This is a genomic window from Pantoea anthophila, from assembly GCF_026104315.1.
Lineage (GTDB): Bacteria > Pseudomonadota > Gammaproteobacteria > Enterobacterales > Enterobacteriaceae > Pantoea > Pantoea anthophila.
The window spans coordinates 331,250-351,561 of sequence record NZ_CP110471.1; the positions used below are offsets into that span (position 1 = coordinate 331,250).

Below are 20,312 nucleotides of genomic sequence, written 5' to 3' on the forward strand. Positions count from 1 at the left end.
AAACTGACTTATGCTTTTTCTGTCTGAAAAGTGCCCTTTTTGATAGCGTTTCGGCTCCGAAACAGCTGTTTACACAGATTATTATCATTGACTTAGCACAGGCTGTGAGCTGTAAGCCGGTGTTTTTTCGCCATTTATTATTTAACCATTAGCGAAGCGGCAGTAAAGCATGCGGTCACAATCTCAACAACTGGTTGATAACTATAGTAAAGAAGCACTTTTTTTCTGATCAAATTAATCATTGAGTCGGACCTTAAAAACCCCTATATTGGCCGCGCTTTAAACATACCCATGACTTTTTTAATTCATTTATTCAACTGAGACGTTACTCCCGTCGCGGTTGTAGGAGAGATATGATGACGGATAAAGTCCGTATTGACAGTTCGAATGCACAGACATTAAACGCAACCAATGAGACCTATTTAGCCCGTCAGGCCGAATTTGAATCTAACGTTCGAAGTTATCCGCGCAAATTGCCGTTCGCTATTGCGAAAGCACAGGGTGTCTGGATCACCGACGTCGAGAACAATCAGTATCTTGATTGTCTTGCGGGTGCCGGAACGCTGGCATTGGGCCATAACCACCCAGACGTTCTGCAGAGCATTCAAAATGTCATTACCAGCGGCTTGCCGTTACATACTCTGGATTTAACCACGCCGTTAAAAGACGCGTTTTCTGAGTACCTGCTCTCCCTGTTACCAGGCCAGGGCAAGGATTACTGCCTGCAGTTTACCGGCCCGTCCGGCGCCGACGCCGTGGAAGCGGCGCTGAAGCTGGCGAAAAAGCACACCGGCCGTTCAGGTGTTATCAGCTTCTCCGGTGCCTACCACGGTATGACCCATGGCGCGCTGTCAGTGACCGGTAACCTGTCACCGAAAGAAGCCGTTGACGGCATGATGCCGGAAGTGCAGTTCATGCCTTATCCGCACCTCTACCGCTGCCCGCTGGGCATTGGCGGCGAAGCGGGCGTGAAAGCGCTGACCTACTATTTCGAAAACCTGATCAACGACGTTGAGAGCGGTGTACGTAAACCTGCGGCGGTCATTCTGGAAGCCGTTCAGGGTGAAGGCGGCGTGAACCCGGCTCCGGCGGAATGGCTGCAGCGCATCCGTAAAGTCACCCAGGAGCACGGCATCCTGCTGATCCTCGACGAAGTTCAGGCAGGCTTTGCCCGTACCGGTAAATTCTTCGCCTTCGAGCACGCGGGTATTGAGCCAGACATCATCGTGATGTCCAAAGCTGTGGGTGGCGGTCTGCCACTGGCCGTGCTGGGCATTAAGAAAGAGTTCGATGCCTGGTCACCGGGTCATCACACCGGCACCTTCCGCGGAAACCAGCTGGCGATGGCAACCGGCCTGACCACGCTGAAACTGCTGAAAGAGAACAACATCGCAGATAAAGTCGCGGCACAGGGCGAACTGCTGAAAGGCAAACTGAACGAACTGCAGCAGCGCTACCCGGTGATTGGCAACGTCCGTGGCCTGGGTCTGATGATCGGTATCGAGCTGGTGAAACCTGACGAAGCCGCTGATCACATGGGCAGCTTCCCGGCTGACGGCGAGCTCTCTGCGCTGGTACAGAAGAAATGTTTCGAGAACGGCCTGATCCTGGAGCGCGGCGGACGTCACGGTAGCGTATTGCGCCTGCTGCCTTCCCTGCTGATCACCGATGCTGAACTTGACGTGTTTATGGATAAATTTGAAAACGCCCTGCTGTCAGCTGGCGTGAAACCAGTATAAGTGGAGTGAATGCAATGTCCCGGTTAAACCCAATCCTGGCGGCCTCATCTCAGAGTACCGAGGCCTACCAGCAGGCGATCGCCCAGAGTAGCGCGGCAGTCGTTAAGTGGCTGGAACAACCTGAGATGTATCAGGGAAAAACCGTCGCAGAGCTGCGCGAGCGTATTACGCTGGACTTCAATCCTGACGGCCTGGGCAACCAGGCTGCGATTGAACGTGCCATTGAGTACTTCCTGAAAGACAGCCTGTCGGTGCATCACCCACAGTGTGTGGCGCACCTGCACTGCCCTAGCCTGGTGATCAGCCAGGCGGCGGAAGTGCTGATCAACGCCACCAACCAGAGTATGGACTCCTGGGATCAGGCGCCCTCTGCAACCCTGATTGAGATGAAGCTGATCGAATGGCTGCGTACTCAGGTGGGTTATCAGCCGGGCGATGCCGGTGTCTTCACCAGCGGCGGCACTCAGAGCAACCTGATGGGCCTGATGCTGGCGCGCGACGCGTGGTATGCCCGTCAGGGTCATTCTGTTCAGCAGGATGGCTTAACCGGTGACCTGAAGAAGATGAAAGTCTTCTGTTCAGAAAATGCGCACTTCTCCGTTCAGAAGAACATGGCGCTGCTGGGTCTGGGTTATCAGTCCGTCACGCAGGTGAAAACCGATAGCTTTGCCCGCATGGATATGGATGACCTGCGTCACAAGCTGGCCGCAGCCAAAGCCAACGGCGAGCATATTCTGGCGATTGTTGCCACCGCAGGCACCACCGATGCCGGTGCGATCGATCCGCTGCGTGAAATTGCCACGCTGGCGGCTGAAGAGAACATCTGGGTTCACGTGGATGCTGCGTGGGGCGGCGCACTGCTGCTCTCCGAGCTGTATCGCGACTATCTGGACGGCATTGAGCTGGTGGACTCCATTACGCTGGACTTCCACAAGCAGTTCTTCCAGACCATCAGCTGTGGCGCTTTCCTGCTGAAGGAAGCACGTCACTACGAGCTGATGCGTTACCAGGCTGCGTATCTGAACTCTGAGTTTGACGAAGCGCAGGGCGTACCGAATCTGGTGTCGAAATCCCTGCAGACCACCCGCCGTTTTGATGCACTGAAACTGTGGATGGGTCTGGAAGCCCTGGGTCAGAAACAGTATGCCGCCATCATCGACCACGGTGTGACGCTGGCACAGCACGTTGCAGCGTATGTGGATGCGCAGCCGGCGCTGGAGCTGGTAATGAAGCCGCAGCTGGCGAGCGTGCTGTTCCGCTACCGTCCGGCGCATCTGGCGCACCTCAGCGACGCGGATATCGCGCTGCTGAACCAGCGTATCGGGGATGCCCTGCTGGAGTCGGGCCGTGCTAACGTCGGCGTGACCGAGCACGATGGCGTGACCTGTCTGAAGATGACGCTGCTCAACCCGACCGTGACGCTGGAAGACATTAAAATCCTGCTGACGCTGGTAGAAACCACGGCTCAGCAGCTGGTTTAACAGTTCTGCTAAAACTCTGAAGGGCGCCTGAAGGCGCCCTTTTTTTATGCCGCTGTTTCCCTCTTTTCCCGCTTTCCGGTCAATTCAGTATCAGGATCAAAGAATGCGATCCCGCCATCAGGCACTCTCTATGGGTGTTGTAATTAAAGCCGAGCTGGCCAGCCGTTACGGCCCCGGTATCAGATCTCACTGAACTGTCAGGAATACACATTTACTATCATGCGTAAAATTTTCATCCTCCTTCTGGCGTTAGCGATGGCCGCCATCATCCTGATCGCCGATAGTCACGGGACCAAGGTTCACAACCGCGATCAGATTTTCAGCCTGAATGCCCCCTCCGGGCGCTGAGCCTGCGGTCACCCCTCATCCAGCGCTCGCTTATGATCGTCTTTGTTCAGCGTCATCAGCGCCACAATACTGACCAGTGCGGTCGCCATGACATACCAGGCGGGAATATCGGGATTGCCCGTCTCTTTAATCAGCCCGGTGATGATCAGACCGGCACAGCCTGAGAAGAGCGCGTTAGAGAGTGAATAGGCCAGGCCCAGACCGGTATAACGCACCCGCGTCGGAAACATCTCTGACAGCATCGCCGGTCCCGGCCCGGCCAGCAGGCCCACCACACCCCCTGCGATAAAGACCACCAGCCCTTTCAGCCCGGTTGCGGTGTTCTCAGCCTGCAACAGGTTGAGCAGCGGCAGAGAGAGCACCAGCAGCAGGATCGCCGCCGAGACCATCACCGTCCGGCGGCCAATCCTGTCGCTCAGCATTCCCGCCGGAATAATCGTGACGGCAAAACCGAGGTTCGAAATCACCGCAATCAGCAGCGCCTCATTAAAGCCGGTGTGCAGTGAGGCCTGCAGGTAGGTCGGCATAATCACCAGCCAGGTGTACCCGGCCGCCGACCACACCATCAGCCGGCAGATGCCGAGCAGAATCGTTTTCAGGGTGTCACTCAGGCTGGCGGTCACTTTTTCGCGGGGCTGCGTCTGCTGCCGGATAAACGCCGGAGTCTCCTCCATGCCAGCCCGCAGCCAGAGCGCGATCCCCCCCAGCGGCAGGGCAACAAAGAACGGGATGCGCCAGCCCCAGCTCAGCATCTCTTCCGGCGTCAGCAGCCGCGAAAGCAGCGCAACAATCGCTGCACCCGCCAGCAATCCCAGCGCAACGGTAAAGGATTGCCAGGCACCATACAGGCCACGCCTGCCAGGCGGAGCAAATTCGGTCATCAGCGACACCGCCCCGCCATACTCGCCTCCGGCAAACAGCCCCTGCAGAATACGCAGCCCGGTAACGATCAGGGGAGCCAGCACGCCCAGCTGGGCATAGGTCGGCACCAGGCCGATAGCCGCGGTGGCCAGCGTCATCATGATCAGCACAAAAATCAGGGTGGGCTTGCGCCCAATCCTGTCGCCCATCCGGCCAAACAGCACGGCGCCAAGCGGACGGAAGAAAAAGGCGATGGCAAAAGAGGCGTAGGTCAGCAGGATACCGGTCAGCGCGGATTCGCCCTGAAGCCGGAAGAAGTTCTCCGCAATCAGAGTAGCCAGGAAGCCATAAACGGCAAACTCATACCATTCAATGAAATTTCCGACCGACCCGGCAATCAGGGCACGTTTGCGGCGGGGGGAGCTGAGCAGATCAGTATCGGAAGCGGACATGGCAGGCGATCCTCAGTCAATCATGGGTCGCTTATGATTAGCACAACTGCTGCCCGGCTGCGCACGCTTCTGCCTGCCGCGTTAGCGCGGACACAGAAAAAGAGCGATAGCACTGTGTGACAGACCTTTTTCATCCTCAGCCCTTGCACATCCGCTTTACCGTTGTCAGGATGTGCGCCATTGACTGAATCAGGCGAAAAGATAATGAACGCTCACACCTCAAAAGATCCTCTGCACGGCGTCACCCTGGAGATGCAGATCAACCATTTAGTCGCGCAGTATGGCTGGGCGGAACTGGGAAATCGGGTCAACATCAACTGCTTTAAAAACGATCCCAGCGTGAAATCGAGCCTGAAGTTTCTGCGACGCACCCCCTGGGCGCGGGCGGAAGTGGAAGCGCTCTATCTCGCCTCGCTAAAAGCGTAACGCGGCACACTTGTTTCACTGAAGCAGAACCGGGGTAAGTCTGAGCTTATCCTCTGTTATTATTGATGCTGCACCTCCCGGCATGAACAAGCCCGCGGGTGAACATTATGCGCAGCATCACTTTCAGCGATAGCCCGGACAAGGGCAATCCTTCGCCCTGCCAATCTTAATCCTGACGATGAGCAGTCTCTCTGGCTTTCCACAACGCGAATAGCGTAATCGCCAGTGCCAAACTGACGTACAAAGAGACCCACAGCGTGCTGCCCATTTCTTTAAATAACGTGGTGATGATCAGGGGCGCAAAGCCCCCGCCGACAATGCCCGCCAGGGTATAGGCCAGGGATGAACCCGCGTAACGCACATGTCCCGGAAACTGCTCAGTGACAAACGCGGCCTGCGGCCCGTACATCATCGCATGGATCAGCAAACCGCCAATCACCGCCAGCACGATCAACACCGGATGCGCGCTATCAAGCAGCACAAAGAACAGAAATGACCATACAATCGCCAGCAGCGCGCCGGTAATGTAAACCGGGCGTCGTCCCCACCTGTCTGAAAGCGCGCCAAACATCGGCACCGTAATCGCGTTAACTATTGCGCCCAGCATTGTAGCCATTAACGCCAGCGGTCGCGGTAATTGCAGCACGGTGGTGACGTAGGTCAGCGTAAAAACGACCACCAGCGCGTAAAGGACATCCGAGCCGATGCGCGATCCTCCGGCAATGAGTAGCTGTTTCGGATAGTTTACGAAAACCTCTTTTAACGGGGTGTGCGTGGTTTTCTCCTGTTCCTGCATTGCGACAAAGGTGGGTGTCTCTTCCACACCGCGACGCAGCCACAGGCCAAATATGACCAGTACCAGGCTTAGCAGGAACGGAATGCGCCAGCCCCACGCCTGAAACTGATCGGCGCTCATCATCACCGTAACCAGCGTAATAAAGCCCGTGCCGATCAGCGTGCCGCAGGATGGACCAACCTGCGCAAAGGAGGCGTTACGCCCGCGTTTATTCGCGTCACCATGCTCCATCGATAACAACACGGCCCCTGCCCATTCGCCGCCCAGCGCGATGCCCTGCACAAACCGCAGTGCGACTAACAGAACCGGGCTCCAGATGCCCCAGACCGCATAGCCCGGCAGCAGGCCCATTAGCGCCGTGGTCACGCCCATTATCACCAGCGTGATGATCAACACCGCTTTGCGCCCCGCGACATCGCCAAGGTGGCCGAACACAAAGCCCCCCAGCGGACGTGAAATATAGCCTACCGCATAGGTTGAAAACGCCAGAATGGTGCCGACCAGCGGATCGAAGCTGGGGAAAAAGATATGGTTAAACACCAGCGCGGCCATGATGTTGTAAACGGTAAAGTCGTACCACTCAAGCGCGGTGCCAATCGAACTGGCAGCAGCCAGACGCCCGGTCTTCGATTTGGTGCGTACGGCGCCTGCTGCATGTTGCAGAGAATCGGTATCAGCCATGGGTCAGCTCCTGTTTTGTTAACTGCCAGTTGAGGGCATAACGCTGTATCTCTCCCGCAAACAGCTGTGCCGCGGCCGCAGCGAGGCGATCGCAGCTCCGTGCATCGCTGCAATGAATCAGCAGCATCGGCTGCATTTTCCGCTGTTCCTGGTTTTCCTTCGGTAACGGCGAACTCAGGACGCTGTCTGGCATCAGCACGCAGGAGGAGATGTAGCCCGGCGTCTGGCTTATCTGCTGCTGCCAGGCGCTGAGCGCACTGCCATCGATCGCCTGCAGCGTCAACACCGCTAACTGATTGCCCGTGCCTTTGCCATGCTTGTGCGCGACCGTGCTCACCCGGCGCATGGGGTTAACCATTTTTTGCAGATTCTGTACCGACCATGCCGTCTGGTGCGTGAATGCGGCGTGATAATCGGCGCTGGTAAAGGCGTCCAGCGAGTCGGTTTCATATAAACCGAGATATCGATACTCAGCGTTAACTGCCTGATAGCGTGTACCGCTCAGGAATCCCGTAATGGCTACACGCTCCTCTACGTGTTCATGGTCATACCACTGGTTAAAGTCAGCCTCATCTTCAGCGCCAATGTTGGTGGCGACATACAGCATGCCGTGGGGTTGAGTCATCATCAGGATCTCCGGTTAAGGGCAGTTTCCACGGCAAGCGACCAGCTGATTAAGCGGGCGTCATCACCATGAATCGAAGCAAGGCTCAGGCCAACCGGAGCAGAGCCCGGTTGATGGCAGGGTAAAGAGAGCGCACAGCCGTCCAGCATGTTGATAATGCTGGGGTTGCGCAGCATCAGCGCGTTAATCTCCATATAGCGCTGCGCATCATTGAGTGACGCGATAGTGGGCGCGACAAGCGGAACGGTTGGCATGAGTAACGCATCAAAATCCCCTAGCGCTGCGTTAATGCGCTGTTGCCATGCAGCACGCTGCTGGTAAAGATCGGTGGCATCCTGCACGGTGAGATGGCTGCCGCGCTGGATGCGGGCCAGCACCTGGGGATCGTAAGCTTCGGGGTATGCCTGCGCGCTTTTTTTATGCCATTGCCAGGCTTCATAAGCCGTAATGCCGCCACGCGCATTCATAGCATTCAGTTCATCCAGCTCAGGCAACGTGATGTCGGTAACTGTCGCACCCGCCTGCTTCAGAAGCGTGATGGCTCGCTGCCAGGCCTGCGCCACATGCTGATCCAGACCATCCAGTACGCGCGTTTGTGGCACGGCAAAGCGCGCGTTTCGCAGATCCAGCGACTGTAACGCCAGCGGCCGATCGGCAATGACGCTATCCAGCAGCCAGCAGCTGCGTACGTCGTCCGCGATCACCCCGATGCTGTCGAGTGAGGTCGAAAGCGGCAACGTTCCCCGCTGGTTGATGCGCTTTGCCGTGGGTTTGAAGCCGGTCAGGCCACAGAGTGCAGCAGGGATCCGCACCGAACCGCCGGTATCGGTGCCAACAGCAGCCAGACACATGCCCTCAGCAACCGCCACGGCCGCGCCAGAGGACGATCCGCCGGGGATACGCTGCTGTTCGCGCTGCCACGGATTGACTGGCGTGCCGTAATGGGGATTGATGCCTAAGCCGGAAAAAGCGAACTCCGTCATCGTGGTTTTACCAACGATGGCGGCGCCCGCCAGCAGTAGCTTATCGACGACGCTGGCATTGGCAGCCGCCACGGGCGCATCGGCCAGTAAGCGTGACCCGGCCGTGGTCGCCTCTCCCTCGACATCGAACAGATCTTTAATGCTGACTGGCAGTCCATCGATGGGACTTAGCGCCTGCTTTGCCTGCAAGCGGGCGTTTGCCGCGCTACAAGACGCGGCGTAGCGTTGCGTGAACACCAGTGCACCCTGTTGTTCAGGATCCTGCGCGGCCTGCAACGCGGATTCAGTAAAGGCTTCGGGCAGAGCATCGCCGCTCTGCAACTGCTGACTGGCTTGCCAGAGTGTGGTCATCGGCGCTCTCCTCATGCCACCACCGGCAGCGCGCCGGTGGTGTAAGTGTGTTCCAGCGTGCGATTAAGCACCGGGTCATGCAGCGCCATGCGGAACTGGCTGGATGGCCGGATGCCGCCAATGGCGCCCAGCGTGCCGCAGGACATAGCAACGCCCTCTTCCACGACACCGCCAGCAAAATAGCGAGCGAGCAAATCCTGTGGTGTCAGCAGAGAGGCCAGCGTGCCCTGCTGATAGATGACCCATTGACCCTGCTCTTTAATCCATGAGCTGAGTTCAAGCACATCCCAGTGTTCGGTAACGTCGCTCATGCGCCATGCGGCGCTGGCAACCGGCTTGATACACGCCTGCTTAGAGAGCGCAACGCTGAAGGTTTCCAGATGGCGGTCGGTATGATCAGACGTGAGGGACACCCACAATTCGCCGCGATGCGAGAAAACGAAGGGTTCGGCTTCGCCGGAGGTCTGCTCGCCTACCACTTCAAGCTCTGACTGCTGGCTGAGCTGATTAACCGCAACCCGGTAAAAAAGCGGAACTGCACCGGGTGCGGGCACGCCGAGGGCTTCTAATTCACGAATATGGTGCAACACGGCTTCCTTATCGCGGCCGGCCCAGCCAGCAATAATGAAATGCGTAATGTCCACGTTCAGTGTGGTCGCGGCTTTGTCGCCCGTAGAGAATCGCAACTGCATGAGAAAACCTCCGGTTGAAAAATCACAGTGAAATTTCACAGTAATTTTAAACTAGCGATTTTCATGCCAGATTTTTGTGTAAGATGTCTTACAGGTAAAAAAAGGAACGTGGTGATGAGTGAATCAGTGGCGGAAAATGTGAACCCAGGCAGTGCAGATAAAAGCCTTTCTCTTAATGAACAAGCCTATCTGGCTTTCAGGCACAAGCTCATTACATTGCGTTATAAACCTGGCGAATACCTTAATACCGCTCAGGTGATGGATGATCTGGCGATAGGTCGTACACCGGTTAATCAGGCGGTTCATCGCCTCGCAACCGAAGGTTTACTGCAAATTATCCCGCGTAAAGGTGTCATGGTGGCGCCATTATCGATTGATGATGCACTGGAGTTGATTGAAGTACGGCTGGTAAATGAAACGCTCTGTGTTGAGCTTGGCAGCCAGAAGGTGACGGAGGCGCAGCTTGAGCGTCTGCGTCATCTTAATCAGCAAATTGATGAGGCGAGCCAGTTACGCAGCCGCGAACAGATGATGCTGCTGGATCGCGAGTTTCATCAGGTCCTGGCCGAGATTGCCGGTAATCGCCATCTTGCCGATATCCTTAGCGTGATTCATGCACAAGCGCAGCGCTTCTGGGCCACCACCCTTTCCAACGTGGCGCATATGGATGAAGTGATCGCTGAGCATAATGAAATCATTGCCGCGCTGAAATCAGGCGATACGCAACGTGCAGCCGAAGCCGCACGTGCGCATATTTTCTCATTTAAGCGCGCCCTACTTTCCGCTTAAAGACCAGGCCGCGAGCCGTCACAAGCCCCCTTTCTGACAGCGCCTGATCGATTTCAGTTTATGCAAGACCCGGTTGCTGCGGGCGGCGCGCTAATGATGGCTGGCGGCTGATATCGTTTTCAGGGGATCAGCGGCTTTCGCGAACATGATATGTCCGTTGGGGAGTGTTGCCGGTTCGCTGTTTAGCCTGGGGCAATCGCGTTGAAGCGGGGGCATATTCGCTTGGTGCCAGAAGCGGACGATGCTTGCGACATGGTATGTTAGTTTACGGAGGGCTGGTCAAAACGGATCATCCTCCCGCACCACCTGTCTCAATACTGTGGCGGAAGTAATATGTGAAAGTAATTAGCAGGCTACCTTCACCGTACAGATTTAAACAAATTTCAGGACCATATGAGATCCCTGGGTTTTTTTGACTGCTTCATCAATATAATGCTGGCGAACAGCATCAGTCACAGGTTCACTTTCATAGGGGGGTTCAAACTGTTTCATGGTGCTTTTTTCAGCCACAAAACCACCCACGACCATTTCACCTTCTGCCCTGATTTTTTTGCCCTCGATATCAAGCATCACATATGAACTTGTGCCTGTAATTTTCATATCAGTTATCCCTTACAAATATGACTTTTTCCGTCTGCGATACTGGATCGATCGTACTGATTTTCGTGACATTATCATTGCCCATCAGGCGCGGTAACTCAACGTTTTCCCATATATTACCTTCACGCAGTGACTGCCCCACTACGGCCCTGACTTCTCCAGAGACCTGTTTTGCATAAGACGCGGAGACATCCTCCCAGGCCTTGATGCTCTGCGGGTTATCGAAATCCCATTCAGGCATTTTAATATTTTTATCTTTGATTGTGGATTCGAGCGTAACACCGCCCCGGGACTTCGCGATGGCTTCTGCGACGTCAGGACCGCCGACACCTTCAGTGCGCCCTGACCAGAAAAAGGCACTGTCCGGATCAGTGGCCAGTTGGGGTTCTATTTCTTTAAGGTTGATGAGGCTCTTAGGCGTGTTACGCCACGCATTAAAGGCTGCGCCTCCTTTTGCGCCGGCAAGGCCGCCTGCAAACGCACCGCCCAATGAAAGCCACTTCTGACCGTCAGATCCTTCTCCCCATAACTTCCCGCCTATGTAAGCGCCGCTATAACCGCCACCAAGACCTCCCGCAAAACCCAGCAAGGCTATCGCCGGTCCTGCCAGAACGGTCGTGGCCGCAAGGCCCACGCCCAGCAGTACTCTGTCCACCCAGTCAGGAATTTCAGGACTGATTACGTCAGTCTGCTCTTTAATGCCACCAATAATGACGTTAGTAGATCCGCCGCTAATGACCCCACTGCAAGTCAGGGGTCCCCCATCCTGGCAGCGGGCAGTCCGTTAATATAGACGCGTGAAGATCCTTCTGCCACCCGCTGTAAGGCCGGGCCATGCTCGTCACAGTCACCTACAGACATATGCGACATCACCGCCGGTCTTCCGTTGATGAATACGTTTGATGAACCAGTAACCAGATGGCCGGTTTCGTGGTGGGGTGCCCATGACATACTGCCGAGAACTTCTCCCAGTCCGCCGCCGCCAGCCGCGCCTGCGAGCGTCGCGGCCAGGACTACTGTTCCGACGCCCCCCGTGGCCAGCGTGAACGCCGCATCGGCAATGGCCCCGCCTATCAGACCGAGCACCAGCCAGCCTTTAGAGGCGGAGTGTTCTATGCCGTCCCCCACGCGTGCAGCGGAAAAAGCTTCAGCGGCACCACTCATTTTTCATTTATCCGCTGGCGGAGGTAAGCCTCAACGACTTCAGTGGTATCAAGGCCGTCAATACCCCGGACAGTTCTGGCCAGAAGCAAACTTGATATCAGTCCAGGTCTCCTGGTACCTGCCATCTCCCACAGCGCAAAGCGGCCAGCATGCTCGCCATCAGGTATCGGAGACAACATCAGTGGTTCACCGACAGCGTCAAAGAACAGATAGTTGCCGTTCCTGGCCCGGCTGAGATCAATCGATGAGTAGAGGTCAGAAATTGAAGGGAACACATTCAGTTCGCGGCTATCACGGTCAAAGCTAAAGAAGAGTTCCTGGCTGTCGGCGGGGATCTGGCTCCCCCTTGCGGTAGAATCTGGTGCATCGTCCGGAAAGGTAATGCTGTCCGTGATGTTGTCATAGATACGGCCATGGTAATCGTCAAACGCATCCGGGCAGGTGCCAATGAAACAGAGCAGCTTTTTACCCGTATTATTTTCAGATGTCAGTACCACCCTCTGCTTCTGAAAGATGATTCTTTCGCCAGATTTGAAACTGTAAAACAGTTCCAGGGCCTGCCTGCCATTCAGTTCAGTGAGCCGGGCATGATTGAGTGAGAGATCCTGCAAAGTCGCCTGCAGTTCGGAAGACAGTCTCTGGGATACTGACTGAAGCGTGTCTTCTGCAGCAGCGGTTGCACGTGAAATCACAAAGGTGAATTCATTGGCATTCGTATGGCTTAGGGTAAAGAGGTTCATGGTGCGATCGCGAAATACGTCAGGCACCGTAATGTTGCAGTCCTGCAAGGTATATTCAGACATGTAAAGCTTCTCCGGTCCGTGAGTCCGGACCAGAATATCAACGTTTATTAAATGATCCCCAGGTAATACTGATTTAAGTTTGATCTAATTCAAAGGTGTTCTTTACACCTTCTGACCTGCTACCTGATAATTCACACAGAAGGCTGTTATCAATGTCCGCTTTTCGCTCATAGCGGACAATAAACTGCAATACCTTTAGTTTTAAAAAAGTTACTGATTTCTAATAGAAATTCTCCTGCGTGTACAATGTAAAGGTGACTTTGCCGCTGTTGTATTCCTCAGGTATTTCACCGTGTTCGAGATAACTCAGCAGGATGTCTACTGACAGCTGCGCATGTCGTGCCGTGTTTTGATCCAGCGTAAGGGCCAGTGCGTTTCTGGCAAACAGTGCTTTAGTGGTAGAATACAGTTCGTGAGTTATGAGTGTGCAGGCCTGCGTCAGACGATGTCTCGCCAGAGCCTCGCTGATTTCGGTATTCCCCAGGCCGGTATTGTAAAGCCCCACCACCTTATCTGACTGCACCAGCTCTTTTTCGAGCAGTTTGCTGATGGTTATTCGACTTTCCTGACCCGCCAGCACCTCCCGCAATGTCACGTTGGGAAAGCGCTTTTCAAGGACATCGCGGAAGCCCTGAATACGCTGCTGATGGGCGCGGTATTCACTGCGTCCACTCACCACAATAACATCGCCTTGCGGTCTGATCAGGCTGCCCATCATCAGCCCGGCTGTGCGGCCTGCCTGTAGCTGGTCAATGCCAACATGACACAGCCTGTGCGCGCCAGGCAGATCTGTGACGAGGGTCACCACTGGCACTCCGCGCTGTCTGCAGCACTGCAGTGCCTGATAAACAGCGGGATGTTCATGGGCAAAGATAATCAGGGCGTCACGTATTTTGCTGCGTTCTTCAATGAGCACAGCCAGTCTGTCCGGGCAGGACTCCGGCACAAAAGTGCGGTGCAGCACTACGCGGCGATAACCCAGAGCATTGGCGATGGCGGAATAATCGCTGGCAAGCTGTCTGAAAAAAAATGCGTCATCGCCACTCAGCAGTACCTCGATCTGCCAGGCATGACGATGCTCTTCAGGCAGAATGCGCTTCAGGCCGGCCTCACGCGCGGATTCGAGCACTTTCTGTACAGTTTGGGGCGAGACGCCGCCCCGCTCATTGAGCACGCGGTCGACCGTAGCCAGACTGACGCCCGCCCGTTCTGCCAGCATTTCAAGAGTCAGTGATTTCATCAGGGCTCCTGCTGAGGTAATTCCCTCAAAACATACATTTCTCAGGGTATGCAGGCAGGCTAATTTGGCAACGTCTTTATTGCTGAACTTTGACCTTCAGACAGGAAATTATCATGACGCAGAAAAAACGTTTTGCCCTGATTGGCTGTGGCTTTATCGGACAGGTGCATGCCACAAATCTCGCGATGCATCCTGATGTTGAGCTTGCAATGCTGACCGACCTGGATTCGGTCCGCGCCACAGCACTGGCCGGACAGATGAAGTGTGCGGCGGGCGAAGTCAGCACCGCTATCAATAGTGACAATATAGATGCAGTGCTGATTGCCAGCGCAACGCCGTCACATGCTGAACTGCTTGAAGCCGCAGCGCGGGCAGGTAAAGCCGTCTATTGTGAAAAACCGATCGATTTGTCGCTGGCAAGAGCAGCCCACGTCGCTGAAAACGTTCTGCCACTGAAGACAAAAATTACGGTCGGCTTCAATCGCCGTTTTGACAGCAGCCATCAGCAGTTAAAGCGTCAGCTGGAACAGGGAACTGTCGGGCGTCCTGAGTTAATCCATATGGTCTGCCGTGCGTCGGAACTTCCGTCGCTCAGCTACCTTAAATCTTCCGGCGGTCAGATGCGTGACCAGGCGATCCATTTTTTCGACCTGCTGCGCTGGCTGACAGGCGATGACGTTATTTCAGTGGGCGCTATGGGTGCCGCACTGGCAATGCCTGCCATCAGCGAGTTCGGCGACGTGGATACGTCGGTGCTGATTATGCAGATGCAGCAGGGCGCGCTTGCGCAGCTCGATAACACGCGTCGAACGGGCTATGGCTATGATGAAAGGATCAGTGTGATGGGCGAAAAAGGACTGGCAGAGTCAGGCTCCCAGAGCCCGCCGGGGATGACGCTTTACCAGGGAAAGGCCATTATAAAGCAGGGCCTTTATGCAGACTGGTTCAGCCGTGTCCAAGGCACCTACTATCGGCATCTTGACGCGTTTGTCCGCTCTCTGAACGGGGAGGATGTGGCTGATTTACCCGGACTGCTGGATGGGATTCAGGCGCAGGCGATCGCAGAAGCCGCGACTAAATCCCTGACAACCGGAATGTTCTGCCCGGTCGACAGGATGTTGTGATAAAGGTCCGGGGCCGCTCCTGTCAGGATATGGCTCCGGAAGCTACGGATACTCGGCCCTGGCTGCTGCAGATTTCAGCGCTCTTCATTGAATACGATCCCGAGCTGTCCCCTCACCGTATCCATCGCTGTCAGAGTACTGAGTACAACGGACAACGGGCGAATGGGCGAGTCGTTTAACCCCTGCCCCACGCACCATGAAAAATGCCGGATTTCATGACAGAGCTGTGCGTAACGGCTGGCGGTTTCTTCCCAGCACAGCGTGTGGCTACCCTGGCTTGAGGTCAGCACAAATCCGCCGGGTGCATAAAACTGTCCCGCCAGAACCAGAGTGGCATCGCGTCCCGCAATCACCGCACTGCCGGGCGTATTACTGAACAGGGTCGTGTTCAGCACCGAATGCATGCCACAGGCATGTTCGAACAGCATAGAAGCCTGCCCGTTAACATTCCGTTCTGCCGGTTGTCCGCTGGACTGGATGCGGACCGGCGCACCTGCCACCATCACGCTTAGTGAAACCAGATAACTACCTAAATCCAGCATCGGACCTCCGGCCAAATCGGCATTAAAGATGCGGTGATCCTGCGTAAAAAACTCGCCGTGATCGGCAGTCAGGGTATGAAGATCACCCAATACCCCGTCGTTTAAAAGCTGACGCAGCACATCGTATTTTGGCGCGAAATCACACCACATGCCTTCCATACATAGCAGACCTTTCTGACGGGCCTTCGCCTGCAGGGTTTTCGCCTCTCCGGCATTCAGCGCCAGAGGTTTCTCAATCAGAACATGTTTACCTGCACTGAGTGCTTTCATGCCATCCGGAAAATGATGGTTATGGGGTGTGGCGATATAGATGGCGTCCAGATCCTTCATTGCCAGCATTTCATCTGTGCTACTGAAGGCCACGGGAATGGCCCAGCGCTCGGCGAATGCCTGTGCTTTTACTTTATTTCTTGCTGATACTGCAACCAGCTGCTGTCCGGTGTGCGCTTTCAGCGCACGGGCAAAGTGTTCAGCTATCCAGCCAGGGCCAATGATGCCCCAGCGCAGTACGGGTATCGACTTTTCAGATGGCAATCGCGGGACGGGCAGGGAAGAGGGAAACATAGTGATTCCTTTTAAGCATTCTTCTGGCGGTTGCCTGCAACTGCAACCCACTGACGGGATATAATGGACTGCTCTATGGCGGTCAGGATTTGCTGGTTCTGCAGGCCAAATGCAAAGTTCGGATAACAGTCGCCGTCGCTGCAGACCCCCTGAACCAAGTCATGAACTTCGATGACTTTGACATCAAAATACCCGAGCCCGCCGCCACCAAAATCGAATCCGAAGAAGCCGGAATAGGCCGGGATCTGGCTGCCTGCATACAGAATCTTGAAGCCCCGATCGTGTCTGTCATCACTGAAGCGATAAACCTGCAGCTCATTGAAACGTTCGCCGTCCATATAAAGTGTGCCCTCTGTACCGGAAACCTCCCAGAACACACCAAAAATGCGACCGGCTGCCAGGCGTGAGGCTTCAATCACGCCGGTGGCTCCGCTTTCAAAGCTGACGAGACACTGAACCTGGTCGTCATTTTCAACTTCACGCCATTCTGCCTGTTCATCAATGCGACTGGCATAACCGGCGTCCACCTGAGGAACAGGACGCTGCCGGAGGTAGGTTTGCGCGCTGGCCGTTACCTCGCTGATCTCCCCCATAAGAAACTGCGCGATGGAAAGGGTGTGAGCCCCCAGATCGCCCAGAGATCCGCTGCCGCCCAGGCTTTTAGAGCAGCGCCATGACCAGGGCAGCGCCGGGTCATTGTAAAAACCCTGGTCAAAGGTGCCGCGAAAGCGGATTGGTGTGCCGATATCGCCGCGCTCAATAATCTGTTTTGCCAGCAACGCTGCTGGCGTTTTGATGTTGTTAAAGGCCACCATCGTTTTGACGCCGGCTTGCTCTGCTGCCAGCGTCATCTGCAGTGCCTCCTGCGAACTGACGGCCAATGGTTTTTCACAATACACGTGCTTGCCTGCCGCAATCGCTGCCAGCGCCATTTCAAAGTGCAGATGGTTGGGTGAGGTGATATCGACCACGTCAACCTGCGGGTCGTTAATCAGGTCACGCCAGTCCCCATAGGCTTTATCGGCCCCGAAGCGTACCGCATTCGCGTCGGCTAAAGCCTGAGTCTGATCGGCCAGTGCATAGAGACGAGGGCGCTTCGGCAGGTCCGGATAAATCATTGCTGCGCGGCGGTAGGCATCAGCATGCGCCTGCCCCATGAATCCCGAGCCGATTAAACCAATATTGAGATTGTCTTTCATTGGGCAGTTTCCTCTGCAGAATGAGACTGTGAAAAAGTGTCTTTTGCCCAGCGAAACGCCCGGGAAACAGCAGCAGACGGCTCTTCTTTTTGCGGGTCCTGCTCCGCCTCGACTATCAGCCAGCCCTGATAGTCTGAGTACGCAATGAAGCCAGTCAGCGGAGAATAATCAATGCAGCCCTCCCCCGGCACCGTGAAGAGTCCCGCACGTACCGCATCATTGAAGCTGAGGTTGTTCTCCCGTACCCGATGCAGCACATCAGCCCGGACGTCTTTCAGATGTATATGCACTATACGATGACCAAATTTTTCTGTTATCTGAGCCAGGTCAACACCAGCCGCGAAAGCATGTCCGGAGTCCAGAACCAGTCCGACACTGTCAGAAGTTTTAGTCAGAAACTCTTCCAGTTCATGATGCTGTTCAACCAGCATCATCAGATGATGATGATAGGCCAGTTTCAGGCCGAACCTGTCCATCAGAATATCGGCAAACCTGCTCACTTTGCGGGCATATTCATCAGCATCCAGGCTGCTCAGGGACGGCGAAAGAGAAAGGGGCTGGTCCAGCGGATGACTGCCCGGCATACAGCCGCATTCGCCGTAAACCATAACTTCGGCCCCTGATGCTCTGAGAAGTCCGGCATGGGATTCCACGGCCGTGATTTCATCAGCAACGCTGCGTTCGGCAAGGAAACCGCTGTGCCAGCCCGAAGCGAGCTGAAGTCCGGCCTTATACAATAGCGGGGCTAACTCCGCATGGGTACGGGGGAATTTTCTGCCCAGTTCAATCCCCTGATAACCGGCAGATGCAGCCTGTGTCAGGCAGGTTTCAAGGGCAATACTGTCGCCCAGATCGGGCAGGACATCATTCGTCCAGCTCAGCGGGCTTACACCTATTCGAATACGTGAAGTCATCAGGATACTCCTTCTTTCAGGTCAGTCTGAGAGCACTATAGAAAAGGTGTAAGCAGAATCGTTACCGGTTCAATGAGGTAAAAACCTCAACCGGAGAAAATATAAAGTCTGCTGTTTCACATTGTTATTTACCGGAAGAAACTTGAATGTTAATCCGCTCTTTAGGTTAATAAGTCGCCTCGCTCTTCTCCTTTTACCTCTTACCGTCCTGCGGCCGGAAATCGTCAAAGGTAAACCGCAGGGCATCCACTTGATGCCGGGCGAATAAATAAGGGGCTAGAATATGCCTACCTTGTGATAATCGGGAATAACGTCTGGATAGGGCTGGGGTCTCTGTTCTTCCCGGCGTCACACTTGGCCCGGATAGTATTATCGGCGCCGGCGCGGTCGTCCTCAGGAGTGTACCTTAAGGCGTACAGGTAGCAGGAAACCACGCGAGACTTGGCAGATAAACAACTGAAGGAATCAAACGACGAAACGTCTGAACAGCTTTGCCTTAACTTTAATAGCGGACGCAAAGACCCTTATATATATGTTTTTATCCAAAGGTCCGCTTTTCGCTCATAGCGGACATCATCATGCAGACTGTTTTTCGTGAACAGTCATGATAAAAACTAAGGGGTTTTCCTCCCGGTTTTCATAGAAATGAGGAACATCCGTTCTGGCAGCAGCTGAACAACCTGTTTTTAACAAGTACTCATGGTCCTGTACCCCAAGCGTAAGCGAACCCGCCTGAATATAAAAAAGTTCAATCGTTCCTTCTGTATGTCCGGGGGAGGCAAACTTTTCACCTGCCTGCATTTCCCACATCCAGAGTTCTGTCATATCAGGGCCGCCAGAACCAGCAAGCAATTTTGCACTGCCACCTTTTTCTCCTTTCCATAGTTCCGGTATTTCATCTGATGAAATAAGGCGGACTGCCGGTTTTGTACTGACATCCACAAAGTCAGCCACTGAAACCCCCATCGCGGCAGCCAGCCGGCATAGCACCGCAATACTGGGATTCGCCCTGCATCCCTCTATCTCAACCAGTGTCCCCTTGCTCACGCCAGCCCGGCGGGAGAGTTCATCAAGAGACATTTTCTTTTGCTGACGAAACAACTTAATACGCTGAGATACGGCTTCATTAACTGTGTCAGCAACAGCATTCGCATCGGTCAGTAAATTGACTTTTTTGGTCATCGGTTATTATCATGATATAAATTGGTCATTAAAGGATTATCCCGTGTTAAGAGTATCTCCGTCAATCGCGCCTGAAATTTATCGCATTGCACCTGGATTTCGGGCATTAAGTATCGTCGTGCAAGCCGCACCGGTGATGAATCCCGATGCAGGAGAAGCGGCTCTGCAGTATGCATGCGGAGCCGTTCTGGCTGGTCAGCCAGAATGGGCGGAGTCTCATCTGGCCGCCTGGGGCGAAGTTTTCCAGAAATTTGGCGCTAAACCTAAACGCACGCCGTGTTCAGCTGATGCACTGCGTAAGCGCGTGTTGCGCGACGAAACAATGCCGGCGCTCGATCCCATTGTTGATCTTTATAATGCTGTCAGTCTTCGTTATGCCGTTCCGGTCGGTGGTGAGAATATCTCTGCCTACCGGGGTGCACCACGCCTGGCTGTAGCAAAAGGGACAGAACCTTTTGATACCGTTAAAGAGGGTGAGCCTGCCATTGAATATCCCTCGCAGGGTGAGATTATATGGTGTGATGATGCCGGTGTGACCTGCCGGCGCTGGAACTGGCGACAGGGGATCAGAACCCGCCTGGACGTGGAAGCTCAGCAGATGTGGTTTATCCTTGAGAGCCTCCCCGAGATGCCGCTGGAGATGCTGAACGAAGCCGGGAAGATGCTGACAGACGGTCTGGAAAAAATGATGCCCGGTCTGTGGTTTGACGTTTCGCTCATCGAAGAATCACACCCTTAATATCATTCAGGAGAAAC

Annotated in this window: 17 protein-coding genes and 3 pseudogenes; 7 read left to right on the plus strand and 13 right to left on the minus strand. The window is 54.8% G+C overall.

Translation table 11 applies throughout. From position 1 onward, the window contains the following. The first annotated feature begins 353 nt into the window (after positions 1–353). Both OJ965_RS01580 and OJ965_RS01585 read left to right on the plus strand, forming a co-directional pair. A complete protein-coding gene (locus OJ965_RS01580) occupies positions 354–1,739 on the plus strand; it encodes a diaminobutyrate--2-oxoglutarate transaminase (protein WP_009093017.1) in 1,386 nt (461 codons plus the stop codon). 14 nt (positions 1,740–1,753) lie between these two features. After that, complete coding sequence (locus OJ965_RS01585) at positions 1,754–3,220, plus strand: pyridoxal phosphate-dependent decarboxylase family protein (protein WP_058957822.1); 1,467 nt, start codon at positions 1,754–1,756, stop codon at positions 3,218–3,220. A 356-nt stretch (positions 3,221–3,576) separates the two neighbouring features. Here the strand turns inward: OJ965_RS01585 and OJ965_RS01590 are convergent, their stop codons facing one another. Continuing rightward, the gene (locus OJ965_RS01590) at positions 3,577–4,881 is read right to left on the minus strand and encodes an MFS transporter (RefSeq protein WP_167431685.1); all 1,305 of its coding nucleotides are present in this window, start codon (positions 4,879–4,881) and stop codon (positions 3,577–3,579) included. 204 nt (positions 4,882–5,085) lie between these two features. On the opposite strand from OJ965_RS01590, the pseudogene OJ965_RS01595 reads away from it, so the two are divergent. Further along, positions 5,086–5,298: pseudogene (locus OJ965_RS01595) on the plus strand (VF530 family protein); the annotation flags it as partial. A gap of 175 nt (positions 5,299–5,473) precedes the next feature. Here OJ965_RS01595 and OJ965_RS01600 read toward each other — a convergent pair. Genes OJ965_RS01600 through OJ965_RS01615 form a run of 4 tightly spaced genes read right to left on the minus strand, consistent with a single transcriptional unit; the run spans position 5,474 to position 9,435 of the window. Continuing rightward, the gene (locus OJ965_RS01600; RefSeq protein ID WP_265135364.1) at positions 5,474–6,784 is read right to left on the minus strand and encodes an MFS transporter; all 1,311 of its coding nucleotides are present in this window, start codon (positions 6,782–6,784) and stop codon (positions 5,474–5,476) included. After that, positions 6,777–7,412, minus strand: a complete 636-nt coding sequence (locus OJ965_RS01605; RefSeq protein WP_265135365.1) for a DUF4286 family protein — start codon at positions 7,410–7,412, stop codon at positions 6,777–6,779. The genes OJ965_RS01600 and OJ965_RS01605 overlap by 8 nt, the downstream gene beginning before the upstream one ends. After that, the gene (locus tag OJ965_RS01610) at positions 7,412–8,743 is read right to left on the minus strand and encodes an amidase (protein ID WP_265135366.1); all 1,332 of its coding nucleotides are present in this window, start codon (positions 8,741–8,743) and stop codon (positions 7,412–7,414) included. The genes OJ965_RS01605 and OJ965_RS01610 overlap by 1 nt, the downstream gene beginning before the upstream one ends. An 11-nt stretch (positions 8,744–8,754) precedes the next feature. Next, positions 8,755–9,435: a DUF2848 domain-containing protein gene (locus OJ965_RS01615; protein WP_140029206.1), complete on the minus strand. Its 681-nt coding sequence runs from the start codon at positions 9,433–9,435 to the stop codon at positions 8,755–8,757. Positions 9,436–9,549: 114 nt separating this feature from the next. Here OJ965_RS01615 and OJ965_RS01620 point away from each other — a divergent pair, with 114 nt between their 5' ends. Beyond that, positions 9,550–10,224, plus strand: a complete 675-nt coding sequence (locus OJ965_RS01620) for a GntR family transcriptional regulator (protein ID WP_111207135.1) — start codon at positions 9,550–9,552, stop codon at positions 10,222–10,224. Between the two features lie 372 nt (positions 10,225–10,596). On the opposite strand, the gene OJ965_RS01625 is transcribed toward OJ965_RS01620, so the two are convergent. The 4 genes and pseudogenes from OJ965_RS01625 to OJ965_RS01640 all read right to left on the minus strand — a co-directional run bounded on the left by OJ965_RS01625 (position 10,597) and on the right by OJ965_RS01640 (position 14,031). Continuing rightward, positions 10,597–10,824 carry an Imm74 family immunity protein gene (locus tag OJ965_RS01625; protein WP_111207136.1) on the minus strand — a complete coding sequence of 76 codons (228 nt, stop codon included), beginning with the start codon at positions 10,822–10,824 and terminating at the stop codon, positions 10,597–10,599. A 1-nt stretch (position 10,825) separates the two neighbouring features. Further along, positions 10,826–11,988: pseudogene (locus OJ965_RS01630) on the minus strand (PAAR domain-containing protein). Then, a complete protein-coding gene (locus OJ965_RS01635) occupies positions 11,985–12,791 on the minus strand; it encodes a DcrB-related protein (RefSeq protein WP_046102947.1) in 807 nt (268 codons plus the stop codon). The pseudogene OJ965_RS01630 and the gene OJ965_RS01635 overlap by 4 nt, the downstream one beginning before the upstream one ends. A gap of 220 nt (positions 12,792–13,011) precedes the next feature. Further along, entirely contained in the window at positions 13,012–14,031 is a 1,020-nt protein-coding gene (locus OJ965_RS01640; RefSeq protein WP_046102930.1) for a LacI family DNA-binding transcriptional regulator, read from the minus strand. 113 nt (positions 14,032–14,144) lie between these two features. Here OJ965_RS01640 and OJ965_RS01645 point away from each other — a divergent pair, with 113 nt between their 5' ends. After that, positions 14,145–15,155 (plus strand): Gfo/Idh/MocA family protein, encoded by a 1,011-nt coding sequence (locus tag OJ965_RS01645; protein ID WP_046102929.1) that lies wholly within the window; start codon positions 14,145–14,147, stop codon positions 15,153–15,155. Between the two features lie 74 nt (positions 15,156–15,229). Here the strand turns inward: OJ965_RS01645 and OJ965_RS01650 are convergent, their stop codons facing one another. From OJ965_RS01650 to iolE, 3 genes are read right to left on the minus strand one after another with little or no spacing between them, the layout of a single operon-like run. After that, a complete protein-coding gene (locus tag OJ965_RS01650; RefSeq protein ID WP_111207139.1) occupies positions 15,230–16,261 on the minus strand; it encodes a Gfo/Idh/MocA family protein in 1,032 nt (343 codons plus the stop codon). A gap of 11 nt (positions 16,262–16,272) precedes the next feature. Beyond that, on the minus strand, positions 16,273–17,460 hold the full coding sequence (locus tag OJ965_RS01655; protein WP_111207140.1) for a Gfo/Idh/MocA family protein: 1,188 nt from the start codon (positions 17,458–17,460) through the stop codon (positions 16,273–16,275). Then, entirely contained in the window at positions 17,457–18,377 is a 921-nt protein-coding gene (gene iolE / locus OJ965_RS01660; RefSeq protein ID WP_046102926.1) for a myo-inosose-2 dehydratase, read from the minus strand. The genes OJ965_RS01655 and iolE overlap by 4 nt, the downstream gene beginning before the upstream one ends. Positions 18,378–18,608: 231 nt before the next feature. Between iolE and OJ965_RS01665 the strand changes: the two are divergent. Beyond that, a pseudogene (locus OJ965_RS01665) lies at positions 18,609–18,784 on the plus strand (DapH/DapD/GlmU-related protein); the annotation flags it as partial. A 166-nt stretch (positions 18,785–18,950) separates the two neighbouring features. On the opposite strand, the gene OJ965_RS01670 reads toward OJ965_RS01665, so the two are convergent. Beyond that, the gene (locus OJ965_RS01670; RefSeq protein WP_046102925.1) at positions 18,951–19,556 is read right to left on the minus strand and encodes a helix-turn-helix domain-containing protein; all 606 of its coding nucleotides are present in this window, start codon (positions 19,554–19,556) and stop codon (positions 18,951–18,953) included. A 43-nt stretch (positions 19,557–19,599) separates the two neighbouring features. Between OJ965_RS01670 and OJ965_RS01675 the strand changes: the two genes are divergently transcribed. Then, positions 19,600–20,295: a B3/B4 domain-containing protein gene (locus OJ965_RS01675; RefSeq protein WP_154928702.1), complete on the plus strand. Its 696-nt coding sequence runs from the start codon at positions 19,600–19,602 to the stop codon at positions 20,293–20,295. The last annotated feature ends 17 nt before the right edge of the window (positions 20,296–20,312 follow it).